This window comes from Bacillota bacterium, assembly GCA_012727955.1.
Taxonomy (GTDB): domain Bacteria; phylum Bacillota; class Limnochordia; order DTU087; family JAAYGB01; genus JAAYGB01.
In genome coordinates, this window is sequence record JAAYGB010000028.1 from 1 (window position 1) to 16920 (window position 16920).

The following is a 16920-nucleotide window of genomic DNA, read 5'->3' on the forward strand; positions in this document are numbered from 1 at the left end:
ATCCTCGGTGGTTTTCTAACCCATTGCTTTATTTTGGTGACTCTAGATTTGACTCTTCCTTGAAAGAGCTAGATGATCGCCATAATCACAAAGTTGATGATAAAGAGTACTGTGGACACCGCCAGAATTGGGTGGATGTCCTTAGATTTGCCCTGAACAATCTTGACAAGGCAGTAGAAGATAAAACCGCCAGCAATACCGTAGGAAATGCTGTAGCAGAGCGCCATGAATATTCCAGCGAAGAATGCCGGTACTGCTTCGCTGAAATCTTCCCAAGAGATTTCCTTGAAGGAAGACAGCATCATGATACCCACGATGATTAGAGCTGGGGCAGTTGCAGCCGATGGAACGGCACTAATCAAAGGTGCGAAGAAGGCACTTAAGGCAAACAAAAAGGCTACAACTACGCTGGTTAACCCAGTTCTTCCGCCAGCACCAATACCGGCAGCACTTTCCACGAAGGTGGTAGTGTTGGAAGTACCAAAGATGGCCCCGATGGAAGTTGCTATAGCATCGGCAAAGAGGGCCTTATCCATCTTGGACTTAAATCCAGTACTGGTCTCCAGAGCAGCCTGGTCTTCAGCTGAGAAGATTCCGGCCCTACGGCCTGTCCCGATAAAGGTTCCAATGGTATCGAAGGTGTCAGAAAGACTGAAGGCAAAAATGGTCATCAGGACAAGGGGAAGTTTGCTGATGTCACTGAAGAGAGACAAGAGACCAGGATTGCCAAAGGCTGCACCAAAGGTTGTCCCTAATTCGGAGAAAGCTTTAGTTAGGCTCATGGTCGAACCCAGTTGCGTGACATTGAAAGGAATTCCCAGAAGGGTAGTGGCGATAATCCCGATGAAGATGGCACCCTTGACCTGGCGCACTAACAGAATTACAGTCAGAGCAAGGCCAAAAAGGGTGAGTAGGATACTTGGGGTGTTGAGCTTCGCCAATTCCGGAATTCCAGCACCGAAGGATAGCAAACCTGCATTTTGAAAACCAATATAAGCAATAAAGATACCTATACCGCCACCGATGGCATTTTGCAGGCTCTCAGGAATTGACTTGATAATCAACTTCCGGACCTTCGTTACGGTGATCAGGATATTGACGACACCACAAACAAAAACCATAGCCAGGGCTTCTTGTCAAGTAAAACCTAGTCCGAAGACAACGGTAAACACAAAGAAGGCATTGAGACCCATACCAGGAGCCTGAGCATAGGGTACGTTAGCAAACAGGCCCATCACCAGTGTTCCAATGATTGACGCAGCGATCGTGGCCAGAAAGACTGCTCCCCAGGGCATTCCCGATTGGGAGAGCATGTCAGGATTGACCATAATGATATAGGCCATAGCAAAGAAAGTAGTCAACCCCGCAATGACCTCGGTACGTATATTCGTACCATTCTCGTTCAGCTTAAAAAACTCTTCCATTTCTACCTTTTCCTCCCTCTGTAATCCCTTACCAACCTTGCCGTTATATTAAGAGACCCGGGTCTCTTCAGCAACAAAAACAAAAAAGCTTGCCGAGTGAGTGCTCGACAAGCTAAAAAGGAACGACAATAGAAACCCCTTCTGGAGTTCCCATTATCCCCAAGCTTATTGGGACACCCATAGCGTAGGCAATATAGGTTGCCACGTAGAAACTCCTGCACCAAATTTGCAGGCTTATATGAGTCAGATATTCTTTTGTGCCCTAAACATAGCACACGTCTGCTGGAAAGTAAAGAAGTAACCTCTGGTCAAGAATCCTGTTCTGCGTCGAAGCAACGTCTGGCCAAATTTTCGAAAGCAGCGTTTAGCCTGAGAAATCGGCTGGGGAGGCTGTCTTGATCGGAGACAAAGGTAAGGGTTCCATGATAAACTGCCAATAATTAACAATGAAAATCAGACTGTGAATCTTGCGAAGCAGGAATTATCGTGATATAGTGAACGTGAACAGTTTCACAATACCTGCTCAGTGGGCCATGGGCCGACTGAAAGGGGCGCGACAACGAACCCTGATTGCTTGGAAATAACGGCTGAAGAGTTGGTGGAACAAGCCACGGCAGCCGTCATTCTTCTGGGCTATTGGGGAAATCGTCATCAATGGGTATTATGACCCACTTTGATGCCACGGCACCTAGCCATGGGTATTTATTCCTTTATTCTGGTTTTAGGGGCTTGGGGACTGTTGCGCATCGAAGTGGGATTTTTGTTTTTATAGGAGGTTGGGGCCTTGGCCAGTGGAGTTGGAGTTTTGGGTATTGTCATCGAGGATCGGGAAAGGGCAGCCCAGCGCGTAAATCAGCTGCTTAGTGAGTACGGCCATCTAGTGGTTGGTCGAATGGGAGTGCCCTATAGAGAAGAAGGGGTCTTCGTGATTGCCCTCATCGTCGATGGCTCCTCCGATGAGATTGGAGCCCTCAGTGGTCGCTTGGGCTCGCTGCCGGGCGTTCGAGTGAAGAGCTCATTGGTGACCCGGCGGGACTAGGCAGCTATTAAGCAAGGTTGGGATTAAGGGGTGATCCAGTGGAAACACAGACTCTCAAACAGCTGGCGGCGGGAGAAGAGTGCAGCAGAGAGCAGTTGCTTGCCCTGGTGGAAGCAGAGAGCCCTTTGCAGCAAGCCCTTTGGGCCCAGGCGGATCGGGTGAGGGCAAGGTTCCTTGGCCAGGAAGTTCACCTGCGAGCTCTCATTGAGATTTCAAATTATTGCTGCTGTCACTGTCTTTATTGTGGGCTGCGCTCAGCCAACGGGCGCCTGCAGCGATATCGCATGTCCCCGGAAGAGATCGTAGACACGGCCAAGGAGGCCCTGCAGTTGGGATACAAAACTGTTGTCCTGCAATCCGGGGAGGACCCTTGGTATGATGGCGACAAGATTGCCGGGATTGTATCAGAGATTAAGAAGCTGGGTCTGGCGGTAACTTTGAGTCTCGGTGAGCGCCGTCCCGAGGAGCTGGCCCTATGGCGTCGGGTTGGTGCCGATCGGTATTTGCTTAGACACGAAACCATCGATCGGGAGTTGTATCAAGGGCTCCATCCCGGCAGGAGTCTCGAGGCGCGACTGGAGACCCTGGAACAGTTGCGGAGATTGGGGTATCAGGTGGGTGCCGGTATGATGGTGGGCTTGCCGCAACAAAGGACTGAAACATTGGTGGAGGATCTGTTGTTCCTGCGTCGTTTGCCTGTGGATATGGCTGGAATTGGCCCCTTTGTTGCCAATGGCTCCACCCCCTTAGCCGATGCGCCCAGTGGCAGGGTCGATAGAACGTTGAATGTCGTCGCCCTAGCTCGTCTTTTGATGCCCTATGCCCACCTGCCAGCAACGACAGCCCTGGGAGCCCTGGAGTCCCAGGGTCGCTGGGCCGCCCTGCAGGTTGGTGCTAATGTAGTCATGCCCAATATTACTCCCAGGGAGTATCGAGACAAATATGAGTTGTATCCCAATAAAAATTCCATCCAAGGCTCTAATTCCGATGCCAGGGAGAACATCGAGAAGGTCTTACAGGGACTGAATAGACGGATAGGTCAGGGCTATGGTCATAGCCGCTTGGTGGGTGGATGAAGATACTGAAATAATGGCAGGGGGATGTTCAAAGTGGCTAAGCTAGTTGAATGGGAGAATCAAAGGCAACCCGTTGATTTTATCGATGATGAGGAGATTTGGAGCACGATTCATCGAGCCGAAACCCGCAAGTCTGATCCCGGGGTGACAAGGCAGCTGCTGGAGGCCATCGAAGCTGCCGCCCAGGGCAAAGCATTGCCCGGTTGGGCTGTGGCCGATCTGTTAGTCAACGATGATCCCGAGGTGGAACAGGCGGCCTTTGCAGCGGCAAGGCAAGTGAAGGAAAGCATCTACGGCAACAGAGTGGTGCTATTTGCCCCGTTGTATATCAGTAACTACTGTGTCAATGCCTGTACCTATTGCGGCTACAACTGCAAGAACAACCTGCAGCGACGGCGGTTGACATTGAAGGAGATTGCTGAGGAAGTGCGGATCCTAGAGGCCATGGGGCATAAACGTCTGGCCCTGGAGGCCGGGGAAGATCCAGTAAACTGTCCGATTGAATATGTCGTGGACGCGATTGAGACCATCTACGATACCCTTCAGGATAATGGTGCGATCCGCCGAGTCAACGTCAACATTGCTGCCACGGTAATCGAGGATTACGAAAAACTGAAGGCTGCAGGTATTGGCACCTATGTCCTTTTTCAGGAGACCTACCATCGGCCAACCTATGAAGCCGTTCATCCTCGGGGGCCTAAGCATTGCTATGAGTGGCACACCATGGCGATGGATCGGGCCATGATGGGGGGAATCGATGATGTCGGCATTGGAGTCCTGTACGGCTTGTATGATCATCGGTTTGAGGTTCTGGCTACCCTGCGTCATGTGCGCCATCTAGAAGAAGTCTTTGGCGTTGGTCCCCATACAATTTCAGTGCCTCGGTTGCGGCCCGCCGAAGGTGTCAGCCTAGACAATTACCCCTATCTGGTCTCCGACGCAGATTTCATGAAATTGGTGGCGGTGCTGCGCTTGGCCGTACCCTATACTGGACTAATTCTGTCAACTCGGGAAACTCCGAAGATGAGAAGTACTTTGCTGAATCTTGGGGTGTCCCAGTTGAGTGCCGGATCTAACACCGGAGTGGGAGGGTACCAAGAAGCCAGTCGTTCGAAGGCAAAGTCCCATAGTGGTTTGGAGACAACACCGGCATCAAGTATTGCCGACCCTCCTCAGTTTAGTCTCCATGATCACCGGAGCCTCGATGAGGTGGTTTGTAGCTTGGCTGAGTCTGGGTACTTGCCCAGTTTCTGCACTGCCTGCTATCGCCAGGGAAGAACAGGGGATCGCTTCATGGCTTTGGCTAAGAGCGGGCAGATTCAACATGTTTGTCAGCCCAATGCCCTCTTGACTCTACAGGAGTTTATCATGGACTACGGGAACGATGCTACCCGGCAGGCGGGGGAGCAGCTGATTGCCAAGGAGCTGGAGACCCTGTCCGGTACTGAAGTAGGCAAAAAACTAGAGCAAGACCTTAAGGCCCTTCGCTGTGGGCGGCGGGATATCTATTACTAATCTATTCCTTGCAGAATGGGGTGAGGGAAGATGAACAGGGCCCCCAAGGGAAACCGGCTGCATCTGGTGGTTGTGGGGCGCCGCAATGTCGGCAAGTCCAGCTTGATCAATTCACTGGCCAATCAAGAGGTGTCCCTGGTGTCCGATGTCGCCGGAACCACGACAGACCCAGTAACCAAAGCTATGGAATTGGCTCCCCTGGGTCCGGTACTGTTAATTGATACCGCGGGAATCGATGATGTAGGGACCTTGGGTGAAGCGCGGATGCGGCGGACTCGGGAAACCCTGGATCAAGCGGATCTGGTGATTTTGGTGACGGATCAGGTAGCGGAGCTGGGCAATTGGGATCCCGTGCTGATGGAGCAAGTGGATCAGTTGGCGGTGCCATGGATAGAGGTGCTCACCAAGGTGGACAGCCTTTCTCCAGAGGAAAGGACCGCCATACCTCAGGAAGTGGTTGCCGTCAGCAACCTCACCGGCGAAGGGGTGGGAAAGCTTAAGGAGCGGCTGGCTGCAGCGCTGCCCAAAGGTGACAACGAACCAGCAATCGTAGGGGATTTGCTCAAGCCCGGTGACATGGCAGTGCTGGTAATTCCCTTGGATAAGCAGGCTCCCAAGGGGCGTTTGATTCTTCCCCAGGTTCAAACCATCCGGGACCTGATTGATCATGGCTGTCAGGCTCTAGTGGTCCGGGAAAAGGAGCTGGCCGCCACCATGGAAAGGCTGGGCTCAACACCGGATCTGGTGATTACTGATTCTCAAATCTTTGCCCAGGTGGCAGCCATGGTACCAGACCACGTACCCTTAACCTCCTTTTCCATTCTCTTTGCCCGGTACAAGGGTGATCTAGCCCTGCTGCAGGCCGGCTGTGCTGCCTTGGAAACTTTGTCGCCAAGAGCTCGGATCCTCATCGCGGAAACCTGTACCCACAGGCCCACCGATGAAGATATTGGCAGGGTGAAGATTCCCAACCTATTGCGGAAACGATTAGGTAACGGTTTGGAGTTTCACTGGTCCTCTGGCAACGATTTTCCCGCGGATCTAGAAGACTTTGATCTTGTGATCCATTGTGGAGGGTGTATGGTCAATCGGCAGACGGTGTTGTCCAGGTTGCGGAAACTCAGTGCTTTCCAGGTTCCCGTGGTGAACTATGGGATGCTGATCGCCCATGAACTGGGAATCTTGACCAGGGCATTGCAGCCCCTGTTAGCCCGTTAGCTTCCCTGCAGAAAGAAGGCTCCTTTGCGGTGAAAATCTTCCCTTTGTGGGTAAGAATAAACCGACGGGGTTAATTATCTGAATTGATCCCAAGGGAAGATAGCAGAGGGGGATTTTGCCGTGAGCGAATTAATTAACAATCGGGAGTATCGGCAGCAGGAGTTAAAGGAGATCATCAAGGACCTGCACCGGGGGAAGTCTGTGGATGAGGTGAAGGAGCGCTTTCAAAGACTAATCAAGGACATAGGACCTAGCGAGATTGCTCTCTTGGAGCAAAGACTCATCGATGAGGGCCTTCCCGAAGAGGAGATTACCCGGTTGTGTGATGTCCACGTCAGCATCTTCAAAGACGCCTTGGATCTGCAGCCGGAACCGGAGCATATCCCGGGTCATCCCCTGCATACCTTTCGGGCGGAGAACGAAGTAATCCGTAAGTTGTCCACTGAAATTCGCCAGCTAGTGCAGCAGCTAAAGGATTCTGAAAGGGTCACCGAGGAAGAGCTGGACAAGTGGCGCCAGCTGCACACCCAGCTATTGGAGATCGAAAGGCACTATAGCCGCAAGGAAAACATCCTCTTTCCCTATCTGGAGAAAAACGGGATCAGCGGCCCTCCCAGTGTGATGTGGTCGATTCACGATGAGATCCGTGGCGGTCTCAAGGAGATCACTAGGCTGCTGGAGGCTGCTTCTCCTGGGGAATCCGCCGAGCTACAGCAGGGGATCCCGTCGGTTGTTTTGCCTACCTTGCAGGCCATCGATGACATGGTCTATAAGGAAAACAGTATCCTGTTTCCCATGGCCCAGGAAACCCTTACCGAGGATGAGTGGAAGGAGATCTTTGATCAAAGCGATGAGATCGGCTATACCCAAGTCACTCCCAGTCAAGAGTGGCGACGAAGGGAGGGGGCGGAGACTCGAGCCCTTAAGGCCCGGGCCCAGCACCCTGAGGGCGCCCTGGAGCTTCCGACGGGAGTTCTCACCTTGAAACAGATTGAGTTGATGCTCAACCACCTGCCGGTGGACATCACCTTCGTTGATCAGCATGATACAGTGCGCTATTTCTCTCAGAGTGCAGAGCGGATCTTTCCCCGCACGCCCGCTATTATTGGTCGGAAGGTAGAAAGGTGTCATCCACCGGAGAGTGTCCATGTGGTAACCCAGATTGTGGAAGATTTTCGGGCGGGCACCAGGGATACCGCGGAATTCTGGATCAATATGAAGGGGAATTTGATTTACATCCGCTATTTCGCTGTGCGGGATGAACAGGGCGAGTATCAAGGGGTGGTGGAGGTGACGCAGAACGTCACTGCCATCAAGCAGCTGGAGGGAGAAAAGCGTTTGCTAGACTAGACTCTGGCTATCAGGGCCTTTGTCAGTGGACCAACTGCATGAAATATTGACTTCGATGCCGAAGTAGAAGGAGACCAAGCATGGATCCAGGACTACTTCGGCTTTTTGTTGTACCAGTGGAGGTGACAATTTTGCAATTACTTCTGTCCGGTGGAATCGCGGTATTCCGCAGCCACTTCCTGATGACCAACTCGGTGATTATCAGGGGGCGGGACTTTATCGCACTCATTGACCCAGCCTATTATCCCGATGAAGTGGAAGTTTTGGGTGAGGTGGTGGCGAGATCCAACAAGCCAGAGACCTACTGTTTATACACTCATTTCGACTACGATCATGTAGTGGATCCCCGCAATCTTCAGGCTTATCGCGTTGCGTCTCAGGCCGTCTTGGAGAGAGACTTAGAAGGTGAAGTCAGACTGTGGCAGGAAATGGATCAACGGCTATATGTGGAGCGTGAAGACTATACAATGCCAGAGCCCGATTACCTGGTGGCAGGCCGAAGGGAGACCATTGACCTTGGAGAGGAAGAGCTGGTGGCGGTGCCGCTGCCGGGACATACCGCCGATGGCTTGGTCTTCATATTCCCCGCTCGGCGGGTAGCTGTGGTGGGAGATATGCTGTCGGACAAAGAATTTCCCTTTGTCAACGATAGCCTAACGGCATATCGACAGTCCCTTCTAACCCTGCGGCGACTGGTGGAGAAATATCAGATCGACCTGGTTATCCCTGGTCATGGAAACGTCGCCCAGGGTAGTGAAATAGAGCAGCGGATTGAAGCCGACCTTCAATATCTTGCGGCGCTGTCCACTGCGGCCCAGGTTTCTGCCGGCAGGTCAGAGACAGAAATCGCTGTCCTATGTGGGGAGATTAGGTACAAGAACCGACCAATTCCTTCGTGGCAGCAAGAGGAACACCGCAACAATCTGCTGAGGGCAATCTGTGAACATAATACAGAAAAGTGAGGCTTGCCAGATAAATAAAAAGGAGTTATCGCCAGGATAGTGAATATTTAGAGTGGATTTGTGCGCTCACCAGGCTTTCTATTACGCATGGAGGGGAGACGGTATAGTGAAGATCAAGGTTGGGTTTGTAGGTTGTGGCGGTATCGCTCGGTGGCATGTCAGTCATCTGGAGAAGATGGATGACGTAGCTATCGTTGCAGCCTGTGACGTGATCCCTGAACGGGCCGAGGCCTTGGCAAAGCCCTTTGGAGCTAGGACCTATACTTGTCACAATGACATGTATGAAAATGAAGATCTGGATGCCGTTTTCATCTGTATTCCTCCGGACCAGCATACCGATACTGAAACTGCAGCAGTGGCTAGGGGATTTCACATCTTTGTCCAGAAGCCAATGGCGCTGTGCATGGAGAAAGCCCATGAGGTTGCCGATGCCATTGAGAAAGCCGGGGTTGTCTCTGCCGTTGGGTTCCAGGATCGCTACCTGGATATCAGCGACAGCCTAATCGAGTTTTTGAAAGACAAGAAGGTGGGTCTCTTTACCGGTGCCTGGGTCGGGGGCGTTCCCGGTGTTCCCTGGTGGCCGATCAAGGCCCAGTCGGGAGGACAAGTGGTGGAGCAGACCATCCACCTCTACGATATGGCCCGCATGTACTTCGGTGAGGTTGAAACCGTATACTGTGCCTCCGGTAAGGGGATTGTGCAGGGCGTCGAAAACTACGATGTTGAGGACTATTCTTCTGTCACCATGACCTTTGCCAATGGTATCGTAGGTACAATCACCACTGGTGACTACCTAACCGAGGCTGCTCCCCGTAACGGACTGGAGATCTATACTCCCGAGGTAAGAATTGAGTACGAACTCCGCAGTGCCGTTCGCTATTATTCTCGGACTCGATCCTGGGAAGAGCGACGGGTAAGAGATCAGGGCTACGACTGTGACCGAGCCTTTATCGACGCAGTCAAGGCCAAGGATCCCACCGCGGTGCGCTCACCCTATAAGGATGCTTTGCGGTCCCTGGCTGTGACCTTGGCAGCCAACAAGTCCATGGAGACAGGGCAGGCTGTAAAGGTTGAGTATTAGGGTCTGACAAGGCTCTTTCCTAAGCCCATTTCTTAACTACAAGGGAGCGATATCCCGTGCGGTTATCAGCCTGTATTGACATAATGATGCGGGACCTATCCATACCGGAACGTATTGCCCAGGTCAAGGCGGCGGGGATGGACGGCGTGGAGTTTTGGAGCTGGGAAAACAAGGACACAGCCGAGCTTAAAGACGGGGCAAAACAGCATGGTATTGAGATAGCTGCCTTCTGTACTCGGTTCTGCTCCCTAGTGGATCCTCAAAGGCGAGCGGAATATCTCGAGGGTCTGAAGGCTTCGATTCCAATAGCTCGAGAGTTAAACTGTACCAACCTGATTACTCAGACCGGTGCGGAACTCCCTGACGTAAGTCGGGAAGACCAGAAGGAGTCTCTCATTGCCGGGCTGAGGGAGTGTGTACCTTTATTGGAGGAAAACGGCATCACCCTGTTGGTGGAGCCCCTTAATATCCTCGTGGATCACAAGGGATACTTTTTGTACCGCTCAGAGGAAGCCTTTGAGATTATCCGAGCTGTGGATAGTCCCTATGTGAAAGTGCTGTATGATGTCTATCATCAGCAAATCACCGAGGGCAATCTCATCCCAACGATTCAGGAGAATATCGACCTAATTGGACATTTCCACGTTGCCGATCATCCCGGCCGGACAGAGCCCGGAACCGGTGAGATCAACTACCGTCGGGTATTTGAGGCTATCGCGGAGACGGGGTACGATGGATGGGTAGGGATGGAGTTTCGGCCGACGATAGCAGCCGTCGATGCCCTCAGACAGGTAGTGGCCTTGGCTGAAGGCCTGTGATGAAGTGAGAAGAATAGAGCCCGGAGCGAGAACGCTCCGGGCTATTTATGTCTCTAGCCAACTTGATCCATAAACAGTTCGTGTTTGGCCGCGGGTTTGAGTTCCAACTCCTGATACCGATGGCAAGCGACAAAATGGTCGGTAGTTCCCTCGGCTAGGCTCAGTTCCGGGACTTCGTCGACACACCGCTGTACCCGATAATGACAGCGGGTGTGGAAGGGGCAGCCGCTGGGCGGGTTGGCGGGACTTGGCACGTTCCCGGTAAGCAGCAGCTCCCGGTTGAGCTTGATATCTGGGTTAGGAGAGGGAATGGCGGCCAGCAGTGCCTCTGTATAGGGGTGTAGGGGTTGGTCGAAGAGTCCGCCTACATCAGCCAGTTCTACCACCTTCCCTAGATACAGCACCGCAACCCGATCGCTAATATGCTCAATGACACTGAGGTCATGGGCAATGAAAATGTATGTGAAGTCATATTTCTCCTGCAGTTCTTCCAAGAGATTGATCACCTGGGCCTGTACAGAAACATCTAGGGCTGACACTGGTTCGTCGCAGATGATAACTCGAGGCTTCACCGATAGGGCCCGGGCAATCCCGATTCGCTGTCTTTGGCCTCCGCTGAATTCATGGGGATAGCGATCAAGGTAGGCCCGGGATAGTCCCACATTTTCCAGCAGGGCAGCCACGGTTTCTCTTCGTTCCTCCGGTGTCCCGATGTCGTTGACCACCAGCGGTTCGCTGACAATCTCCTCAACGGTCATCCGAGAGTTTAGGGAGGAGAAGGGATCCTGGAAAATCATCTGGATTTCCCTTCGATAGGGTTTCAGCTCCTGCATGGTCATGGGCGCCAGGTCGATGATTCCATCGTGACGGCTGCGGTACAGGACCTCTCCCTCCGTGGGTTCCAGGAGGCGAATAATACACCGACCTAGAGTGGTTTTGCCGCACCCGCTTTCGCCCACCACTCCCAGGGTTTCTCCGGATCTGACAAAAAGATCCACCCCATCGACGGCCTTGACATGGCCCACCACTCGGCGCAGGAGGCCCTTATGGATCGGAAAGTATTTCTTCAGTTTGCGGACCTCGAGGATGACATCCTCGTCCCGATAGATATCTGGCACTGGATTTTCACCTCACTGTATACAGCCAGCATTTGACGTCGTGGCCGTCATCTATTGTTACTGTCGGTGGTTCAGTTTTGCATCTGTCCATGGCATGGGGACAGCGGGGCTCGAAGAGACAGCCCGACGGCAAATCATAGGGGTCAGGCAGGGCGCCAGCGATGGGTGTCAACTTGGATTTTCCCCTCATCCCGATCAAGGGAATAGAGCGAAAGAGACCTTGAGTGTAGGGATGTCGAGGCCTACGGAAAATCGTCCTGACATCGGCTTTTTCCACTACTTTGCCGGTGTACATCACCACTACTTCGTCGGCCATTTCTCCGACTACACCCAGGTCATGGGTGATCAGCATAATGGTAGAGTTGAACTCCGACTGCAGGTCTTCCAACAGGGTCAGAATCTGGGCTTGGATAGTTACGTCTAAGGCTGTGGTTGGCTCGTCGGCAATAAGAAAGCTGGGATTACAGCACAGTGCGATGGCAATCACAGCCCGTTGTCTCATCCCTCCACTCATTTGGTGGGGGTATTCCTTCACTCGAAGGGCGGGATCGGGAATCCCGACCTTATCCAGCATCTCTATCGCAAACTCCATCGCCTCTTTCTTGGTCATCTTCTCATGGGTCAGGAGTTTTTCGCAGATCTGATCTCCGATAGTGTACACCGGTGTCAATGAGGTCATAGGTTCCTGGAAAATCATCGCTAGTTCCTTTCCCCGCAGTTGCCGCATTTGGCGACTGTTGGGTCGTAACTGCGCAATGTTAACCGGTGACCCCTGCTCGGGGTAGTAGATGATGTTACCACCTACAATCTTTCCCGGAGGTTGGGAGACAAGCTGCATGGTACTCAAGGCAGTAACGCTCTTGCCGCAACCACTTTCGCCGACTACGCCAACGACCTTTCCCCGCTTGAACTCGATACTGACGCCATCGACGGCCTTGACAACTCCATAGTCGGTATAGAAATAGGTTCGCAGATCCTCGATCTTCATAATTATGTCTCGGTCGCTTTGGGCTGCGGGACTTGTAACGGCGGTTGCTTGGCTTTGTAGGGGCATGCCCATCTTGGTGATACCTCCTTTTCGCTATTGGGGTCAAATATGCTTGCTGTAAGGATCAGCGGCATCTCTGAGACCATCGCCGACGAAGTTAAAGGCCAGAACTGCGAGAATAACAAAAATAGCCGGCGTCAGCAACCAAGGATAGGTGTTGACCGCGGAAATATTCTGGGCTTGTTCCAGCAACACGCCCCAGCTGATCACCGGAGGCCGCAGGCCAATTCCCAAGAAGCTAAGGGCAGTTTCGCCCAGGATCATTCCCGGTACCGAGAGAGTAACGCTCACGATGACGTAACTGATAAAGGATGGGATCAAATGCTTGAATACGATCCTCATTTCACTGGAGCCGGCGGCATAGGCCGCTAAGACAAAGTCCTCCTCCCGTAGGCTGAGGAACCTACTTCGCACCACACGGGCAATATGGGTCCAGCCCAGCAGGGAGAGGATGATGGTAATTCCAAAGTACACCTTGATGGGATCCCAGTTAGGGGGTAAAGCAGCACTGAGGCCCATCCACAAAGGAATTTGGGGAATCGAGCGGAGAATTTCTATTATCCGCTGAGTAATTGCATCGAAGCTGCCCCCTCGCAGACCCGATATCCCTCCAACCAAAAGGCCAATGCCCAGGCTGATGGCAACTCCCACCAACCCAATACTCAAGGAGATTCGGGTTCCATAGATAATTCGGGAGAGCATGTCTCTGCCCAGGTCATCGGTTCCGAGAAGGAACAGGTGTCCGCCTTCATCGACGCCAAATAAATGAAGGTTAGTGGGAAACAGTCCCCACAGGCGGTAGCTGTGCCCCCGGACTAAAAACCGCAGGTAATATTTCTGGCTGGTGTCCGGGACGTAGATTCGGCGGAAAGTGGTCATGTCTAACTCAGACTTAATTCCGTAGACAAAGGGCCGAAGGGAGAAGTTACCCTCGGAGTCCACAAATCGCAAAGGAGTTGGAGGCGTATAAATATAGTTTGTGAAGCGATGCAAGGGATCCAACGGGGCCACAAACTCGCAGAAGGCACCCACCAAGTAGAATATGATGAGAATGACTAACCCCACCATAGCCAGGCGGTGGCGAGTAAAGTGTCGCCACACCAGCTGAGCATGGGACAGTGAACGACTGGTTTCAGCCATGATAGCTCTCCTCCTACTACTCAAGTCTGATTCTCGGATCTAAAATTGCCAGGAGAAGGTCGGAGATCAATGTTCCGATTACGGTCAAGGTGCTGAGCATCAAGATGAAGCTGCCCGCCAAGAACATATCTTGGGCCAGCAGTGCCTGGAGAAGAATCGGTCCTGTAGTCGGCAGATTGAGGACTACAGCCACAATGGTACTGCCGGAGACAATGTTGGGCAGCTCCCAACCAATGGTACTAACGATGGGGTTAATAGCTACCCTGACGGGATGTCTAAAGATTACCTTCCATTCAGGAAGGCCCTTAGAGCGCGCCATCTTGACGTAGTCTTTGCCCAGTTCATCTAGGGTGGTTGCCCGCATCGTGCGAATGATTCCGGCGGTACCGGCCATTCCTATGACGATCATTGGGACCCACAGATGGTCGAGCATGTCTTTGAACTTGGCCCAACTCCAAGCCGCGTCCCGCATCTCGGGAGAGAACAATCCTGAAACGCTGATACCAAAGAAACGATAGAACCCAAACATGAAGAGCAAAGCCAATAGGAAGTTAGGGACAGATAATCCGATGAAGCCGATAAAAGTGGCAATATAGTCACCGATGGAATACTGTTTCACAGCGGAGTAGATGCCGATGGGAATTGCCACTACGTATGTGAAAATCAGTGTGGACAGGGAAATTGTCACGGTCAGCGGCAGTCTTTCCCCGATAATCTTTGCCACTGATTCGTTCCAGTCAAAGGACCGGCCGAAATTCCCCGTCAGGACACCACCCATCCATTTGAAATACTGAACGTACAGTGGCTTATCCAGACCATACTGTCGCTCGAGGCTGGCGATAATCGACTGATCGACTACATTTCCCGTTGAGGCTAATTGGGTGATGTAGGTCGTCAAGTAATCTCCTGGGGGAAGTTGAATGATCACAAAGGCAATCACGGAGATGCCCAGCAGTGTGATGAGCATATATCCGATTCTCCGCAGCATATAGGCACCCAAAGCGCATGCCTCCTTTTAGACAGATAGGACCGGTACCGGACCCCGCTGGGGATCCGGTACCGAAGCTTTTGGTCTTACTTAGTCCTGAACGAAGAAGAATTGTTCTGGATGATATGGATAGCCGAAATATCCATCCCAGCCCCACCATCCCGTTTCTGGAACGTTGCGGAGATTGTTCTTGACGATGATGACGAAGGGGGCGCTACCGACGGTGCCTAGAGTCCAGAGATTCTCGGCCTGCTGCCGGAGCAATTCCTTGCCCAGCTCGATGCGCTCGTCTTCGTCGGTGGTGGTTTGCATCCGCTCATAAATGTCAATTAGATAGCGTACATGCTCCGGTGGTTCTTCACCCGCGGTACCGCCAGTGGTGTACCACTGGGCCCACAACGGCCAGGTGTTCTGCTCCCAACCGTATTGAATGGGGGCGTACCAGTAGGGCTCGGTGAAGAACAGCGGGTCGGTGGACCGGTCGGCATGGTGAATACCAACTTGAATTTGGTTGGCCATCGCCCGTTCTGATTCTAGAGTATTGCTAATCAGTTTTAGAGTGGTGTGAACTCCCACGGCATCCCAGTGAGCCTTGACCAACTCCAGGGTCGGAGTCTTGGGAGTATCGGCTTCACAGTACTCGATGACGATAGACATCCGCTTGCCGTCGGGCCGCAGCCGGAATCCCGCGGAGTCTCTCTTATCCAGGCCCAACTCGTCAAGGAGACGATTGGCCTCGTCGGGATCGTAGTAGGCATAGGACCGAGCAAACTCTTCCTCATAGGCAACGCTGTTGCTGAGGACACTGGTGTTGCGAGGTTCGCCTAGGCCAAAGTAGAGAGTATTGTTGATTTCGTCTCGATCGATGGCCAGCGACATAGCTCTGCGGAAGCGTACGTCTCGAGCTAGCTGCTGCCAGACGGGATCTTCCCAAGTTTGGTTGAACTGAATCAGAACTTCGGTACCAAAGGTGCCGTTGTACAGGAGAATGCGATAGTCGCCTTGCTCTTCGTACTGCTTATAGGTTGTGAGCTGCTGCAGACTGGTATGGAAGCCATTGAAGTCTTCCTCGCCGGTGATGATCTTGGCGTTAACGGTGGTGATATTCGATGCCTTATGCACCCGAACGCCATCGATGTAGGGAAGCTGATTACCCTCAGCGTCCACCTTCCAGTAGTAGGGGTTGCGCTCAAAGCGCAGCATTCCCGGCTCCCTCTCAACTAGCACGAAAGCGTCCAGAGTAGGACATCCGAGATCTAGCGAAACTGCGAAGTCATTCCGGGCTTTGTCCCAGAACAATTGATACCATTCGTCGAAGGCATCAGTGGCAGCTACCATCTTCTCAAGCTCTTCCATTGGAGTATACTTGGGATGGAACTGTTTCAGGTAGTGCTTGGGGAAATTGAGCATCGTCATACCGTGGCCATGGGCCAAGTTTCTCAGGATCAATGGGTGGGGCTTTGCGAAACTCAGCTCTATGGTGTAGTCGTCGATCTTTCTGACCTTCATCGGCTCTCCGCCCGGTTGCCAAACTCTGCGGTTAGGACCGGCGGGTCGAAGCTCTTCATTTAGCTCAACGTCTTCCCACCAAAAGAGGATGTCGTCAGCGGTAAAGGGGTGTCCGTCAGACCACTTTACACCTTTACGGAGATGGAGGACCAAGGTCATGGCATCATCGGACAATTCCCAGGACTCCGCCATATTGGGGACAATGGTGCTGTAGTCGGTGTCAGTGCGGAGCATACCTTCGCCCATCAAGAAGTTGTGGGGCCCAAGCAAGCTGTCCGCCGCAATACTGGAGGAATCGATGATCCCACCATAGTCACCAATTCTTTCTACTACCTGAACCACCTGAGGATTCTCTGGCAGCCTTTCCTCCACCGGTGGTAGGAGCCCTTTGGCTACCCGCTCTTGAAGCATTGGTGCTTCATTGTAAGCCAGGGCAACACTGGCGCCAAGGGCAATGGCCATCACCGCGATGAGAAGTGATAGGGCCAGTCTTTTCATGTGCAATACCTCCTCAAAGGCAAGCATGATTTTTCCCTATCCCTAGACAGTGCCTCGAAGACGACTTGGCAAGTAGTCAGGTATCACCCCCTTAGGGTGGAGTAGTGCAATTTCCCAAGGAAACAGAACCTTAACA

Annotated in this window: 13 protein-coding genes, 1 pseudogene and 1 riboswitch; of the genes and pseudogenes, 8 read left to right on the top strand and 6 right to left on the bottom strand. The window is 52.6% G+C overall.

Annotation, left to right across the window (positions count from 1 at the left end):
• Positions 1 to 68 precede the first annotated feature (68 nt).
• Positions 69 to 1424: pseudogene (locus tag GX030_05660) on the bottom strand (NCS2 family permease).
• Positions 1425 to 1584: 160 nt separating this feature from the next.
• Positions 1585 to 1686, bottom strand: a riboswitch (purine riboswitch).
• A gap of 522 nt (positions 1687 to 2208) precedes the next feature.
• Between GX030_05660 and GX030_05665 the strand changes: the two are divergent.
• The 8 genes from GX030_05665 (at position 2209) to GX030_05700 (ending at position 10483) form a co-directional block, all read left to right on the top strand.
• A complete protein-coding gene (locus GX030_05665) occupies positions 2209 to 2463 on the top strand; it encodes a CopG family transcriptional regulator (protein ID NLV91867.1) in 255 nt (84 codons plus the stop codon).
• A 38-nt stretch (positions 2464 to 2501) separates the two neighbouring features.
• Positions 2502 to 3539, top strand: coding sequence for a [FeFe] hydrogenase H-cluster radical SAM maturase HydE (gene hydE / locus GX030_05670; GenBank protein ID NLV91868.1), 1038 nt, complete (start codon positions 2502 to 2504; stop codon positions 3537 to 3539).
• Between the two features lie 24 nt (positions 3540 to 3563).
• The gene (gene hydG, locus GX030_05675) at positions 3564 to 5054 is read left to right on the top strand and encodes a [FeFe] hydrogenase H-cluster radical SAM maturase HydG (GenBank protein NLV91869.1); all 1491 of its coding nucleotides are present in this window, start codon (positions 3564 to 3566) and stop codon (positions 5052 to 5054) included.
• Positions 5055 to 5084: 30 nt separating this feature from the next.
• The gene (gene hydF / locus GX030_05680; GenBank protein ID NLV91870.1) at positions 5085 to 6272 is read left to right on the top strand and encodes a [FeFe] hydrogenase H-cluster maturation GTPase HydF; all 1188 of its coding nucleotides are present in this window, start codon (positions 5085 to 5087) and stop codon (positions 6270 to 6272) included.
• Positions 6273 to 6392: 120 nt separating this feature from the next.
• A complete protein-coding gene (locus GX030_05685) occupies positions 6393 to 7622 on the top strand; it encodes a DUF438 domain-containing protein (protein ID NLV91871.1) in 1230 nt (409 codons plus the stop codon).
• A 131-nt stretch (positions 7623 to 7753) separates the two neighbouring features.
• Entirely contained in the window at positions 7754 to 8584 is an 831-nt protein-coding gene (locus GX030_05690; protein NLV91872.1) for an MBL fold metallo-hydrolase, read from the top strand.
• Between the two features lie 106 nt (positions 8585 to 8690).
• Entirely contained in the window at positions 8691 to 9665 is a 975-nt protein-coding gene (locus GX030_05695) for a Gfo/Idh/MocA family oxidoreductase (GenBank protein ID NLV91873.1), read from the top strand.
• An 83-nt stretch (positions 9666 to 9748) separates the two neighbouring features.
• On the top strand, positions 9749 to 10483 hold the full coding sequence (locus tag GX030_05700) for a TIM barrel protein (protein ID NLV91874.1): 735 nt from the start codon (positions 9749 to 9751) through the stop codon (positions 10481 to 10483).
• Between the two features lie 53 nt (positions 10484 to 10536).
• Here the strand turns inward: GX030_05700 and GX030_05705 are convergent, their stop codons facing one another.
• The 5 genes from GX030_05705 to GX030_05725 all read right to left on the bottom strand — a co-directional run bounded on the left by GX030_05705 (position 10537) and on the right by GX030_05725 (position 16784).
• Positions 10537 to 11592, bottom strand: coding sequence for an ATP-binding cassette domain-containing protein (locus GX030_05705; GenBank protein NLV91875.1), 1056 nt, complete (start codon positions 11590 to 11592; stop codon positions 10537 to 10539).
• A gap of 16 nt (positions 11593 to 11608) precedes the next feature.
• Positions 11609 to 12655 carry an ABC transporter ATP-binding protein gene (locus tag GX030_05710; protein ID NLV91876.1) on the bottom strand — a complete coding sequence of 349 codons (1047 nt, stop codon included), beginning with the start codon at positions 12653 to 12655 and terminating at the stop codon, positions 11609 to 11611.
• Between the two features lie 36 nt (positions 12656 to 12691).
• Positions 12692 to 13789, bottom strand: a complete 1098-nt coding sequence (locus GX030_05715) for an ABC transporter permease (GenBank protein ID NLV91877.1) — start codon at positions 13787 to 13789, stop codon at positions 12692 to 12694.
• Positions 13790 to 13805: 16 nt separating this feature from the next.
• Positions 13806 to 14789: an ABC transporter permease gene (locus GX030_05720; protein NLV91878.1), complete on the bottom strand. Its 984-nt coding sequence runs from the start codon at positions 14787 to 14789 to the stop codon at positions 13806 to 13808.
• Positions 14790 to 14867: 78 nt separating this feature from the next.
• Entirely contained in the window at positions 14868 to 16784 is a 1917-nt protein-coding gene (locus GX030_05725; protein NLV91879.1) for an ABC transporter substrate-binding protein, read from the bottom strand.
• Between the last annotated feature and the right edge of the window lie 136 nt (positions 16785 to 16920).

Bases quoted from the DNA above. Each gene is read 5' to 3' on its own strand.
- hydG (NLV91869.1), top strand. From the start codon at position 3,564: ATGTTCAAAGTGGCTAAGCTAGTTGAATGGGAGAATCAAAGGCAACCC.
- hydF (NLV91870.1), top strand. From the start codon at position 5,085: ATGAACAGGGCCCCCAAGGGAAACCGGCTGCATCTGGTGGTTGTGGGG.
- GX030_05700 (NLV91874.1), top strand. From the start codon at position 9,749: ATGATGCGGGACCTATCCATACCGGAACGTATTGCCCAGGTCAAGGCG.
- GX030_05710 (NLV91876.1), bottom strand. From the start codon at position 12,655: ATGCCCCTACAAAGCCAAGCAACCGCCGTTACAAGTCCCGCAGCCCAA.
- GX030_05715 (NLV91877.1), bottom strand. From the start codon at position 13,789: ATGGCTGAAACCAGTCGTTCACTGTCCCATGCTCAGCTGGTGTGGCGA.
- GX030_05725 (NLV91879.1), bottom strand. From the start codon at position 16,784: ATGAAAAGACTGGCCCTATCACTTCTCATCGCGGTGATGGCCATTGCC.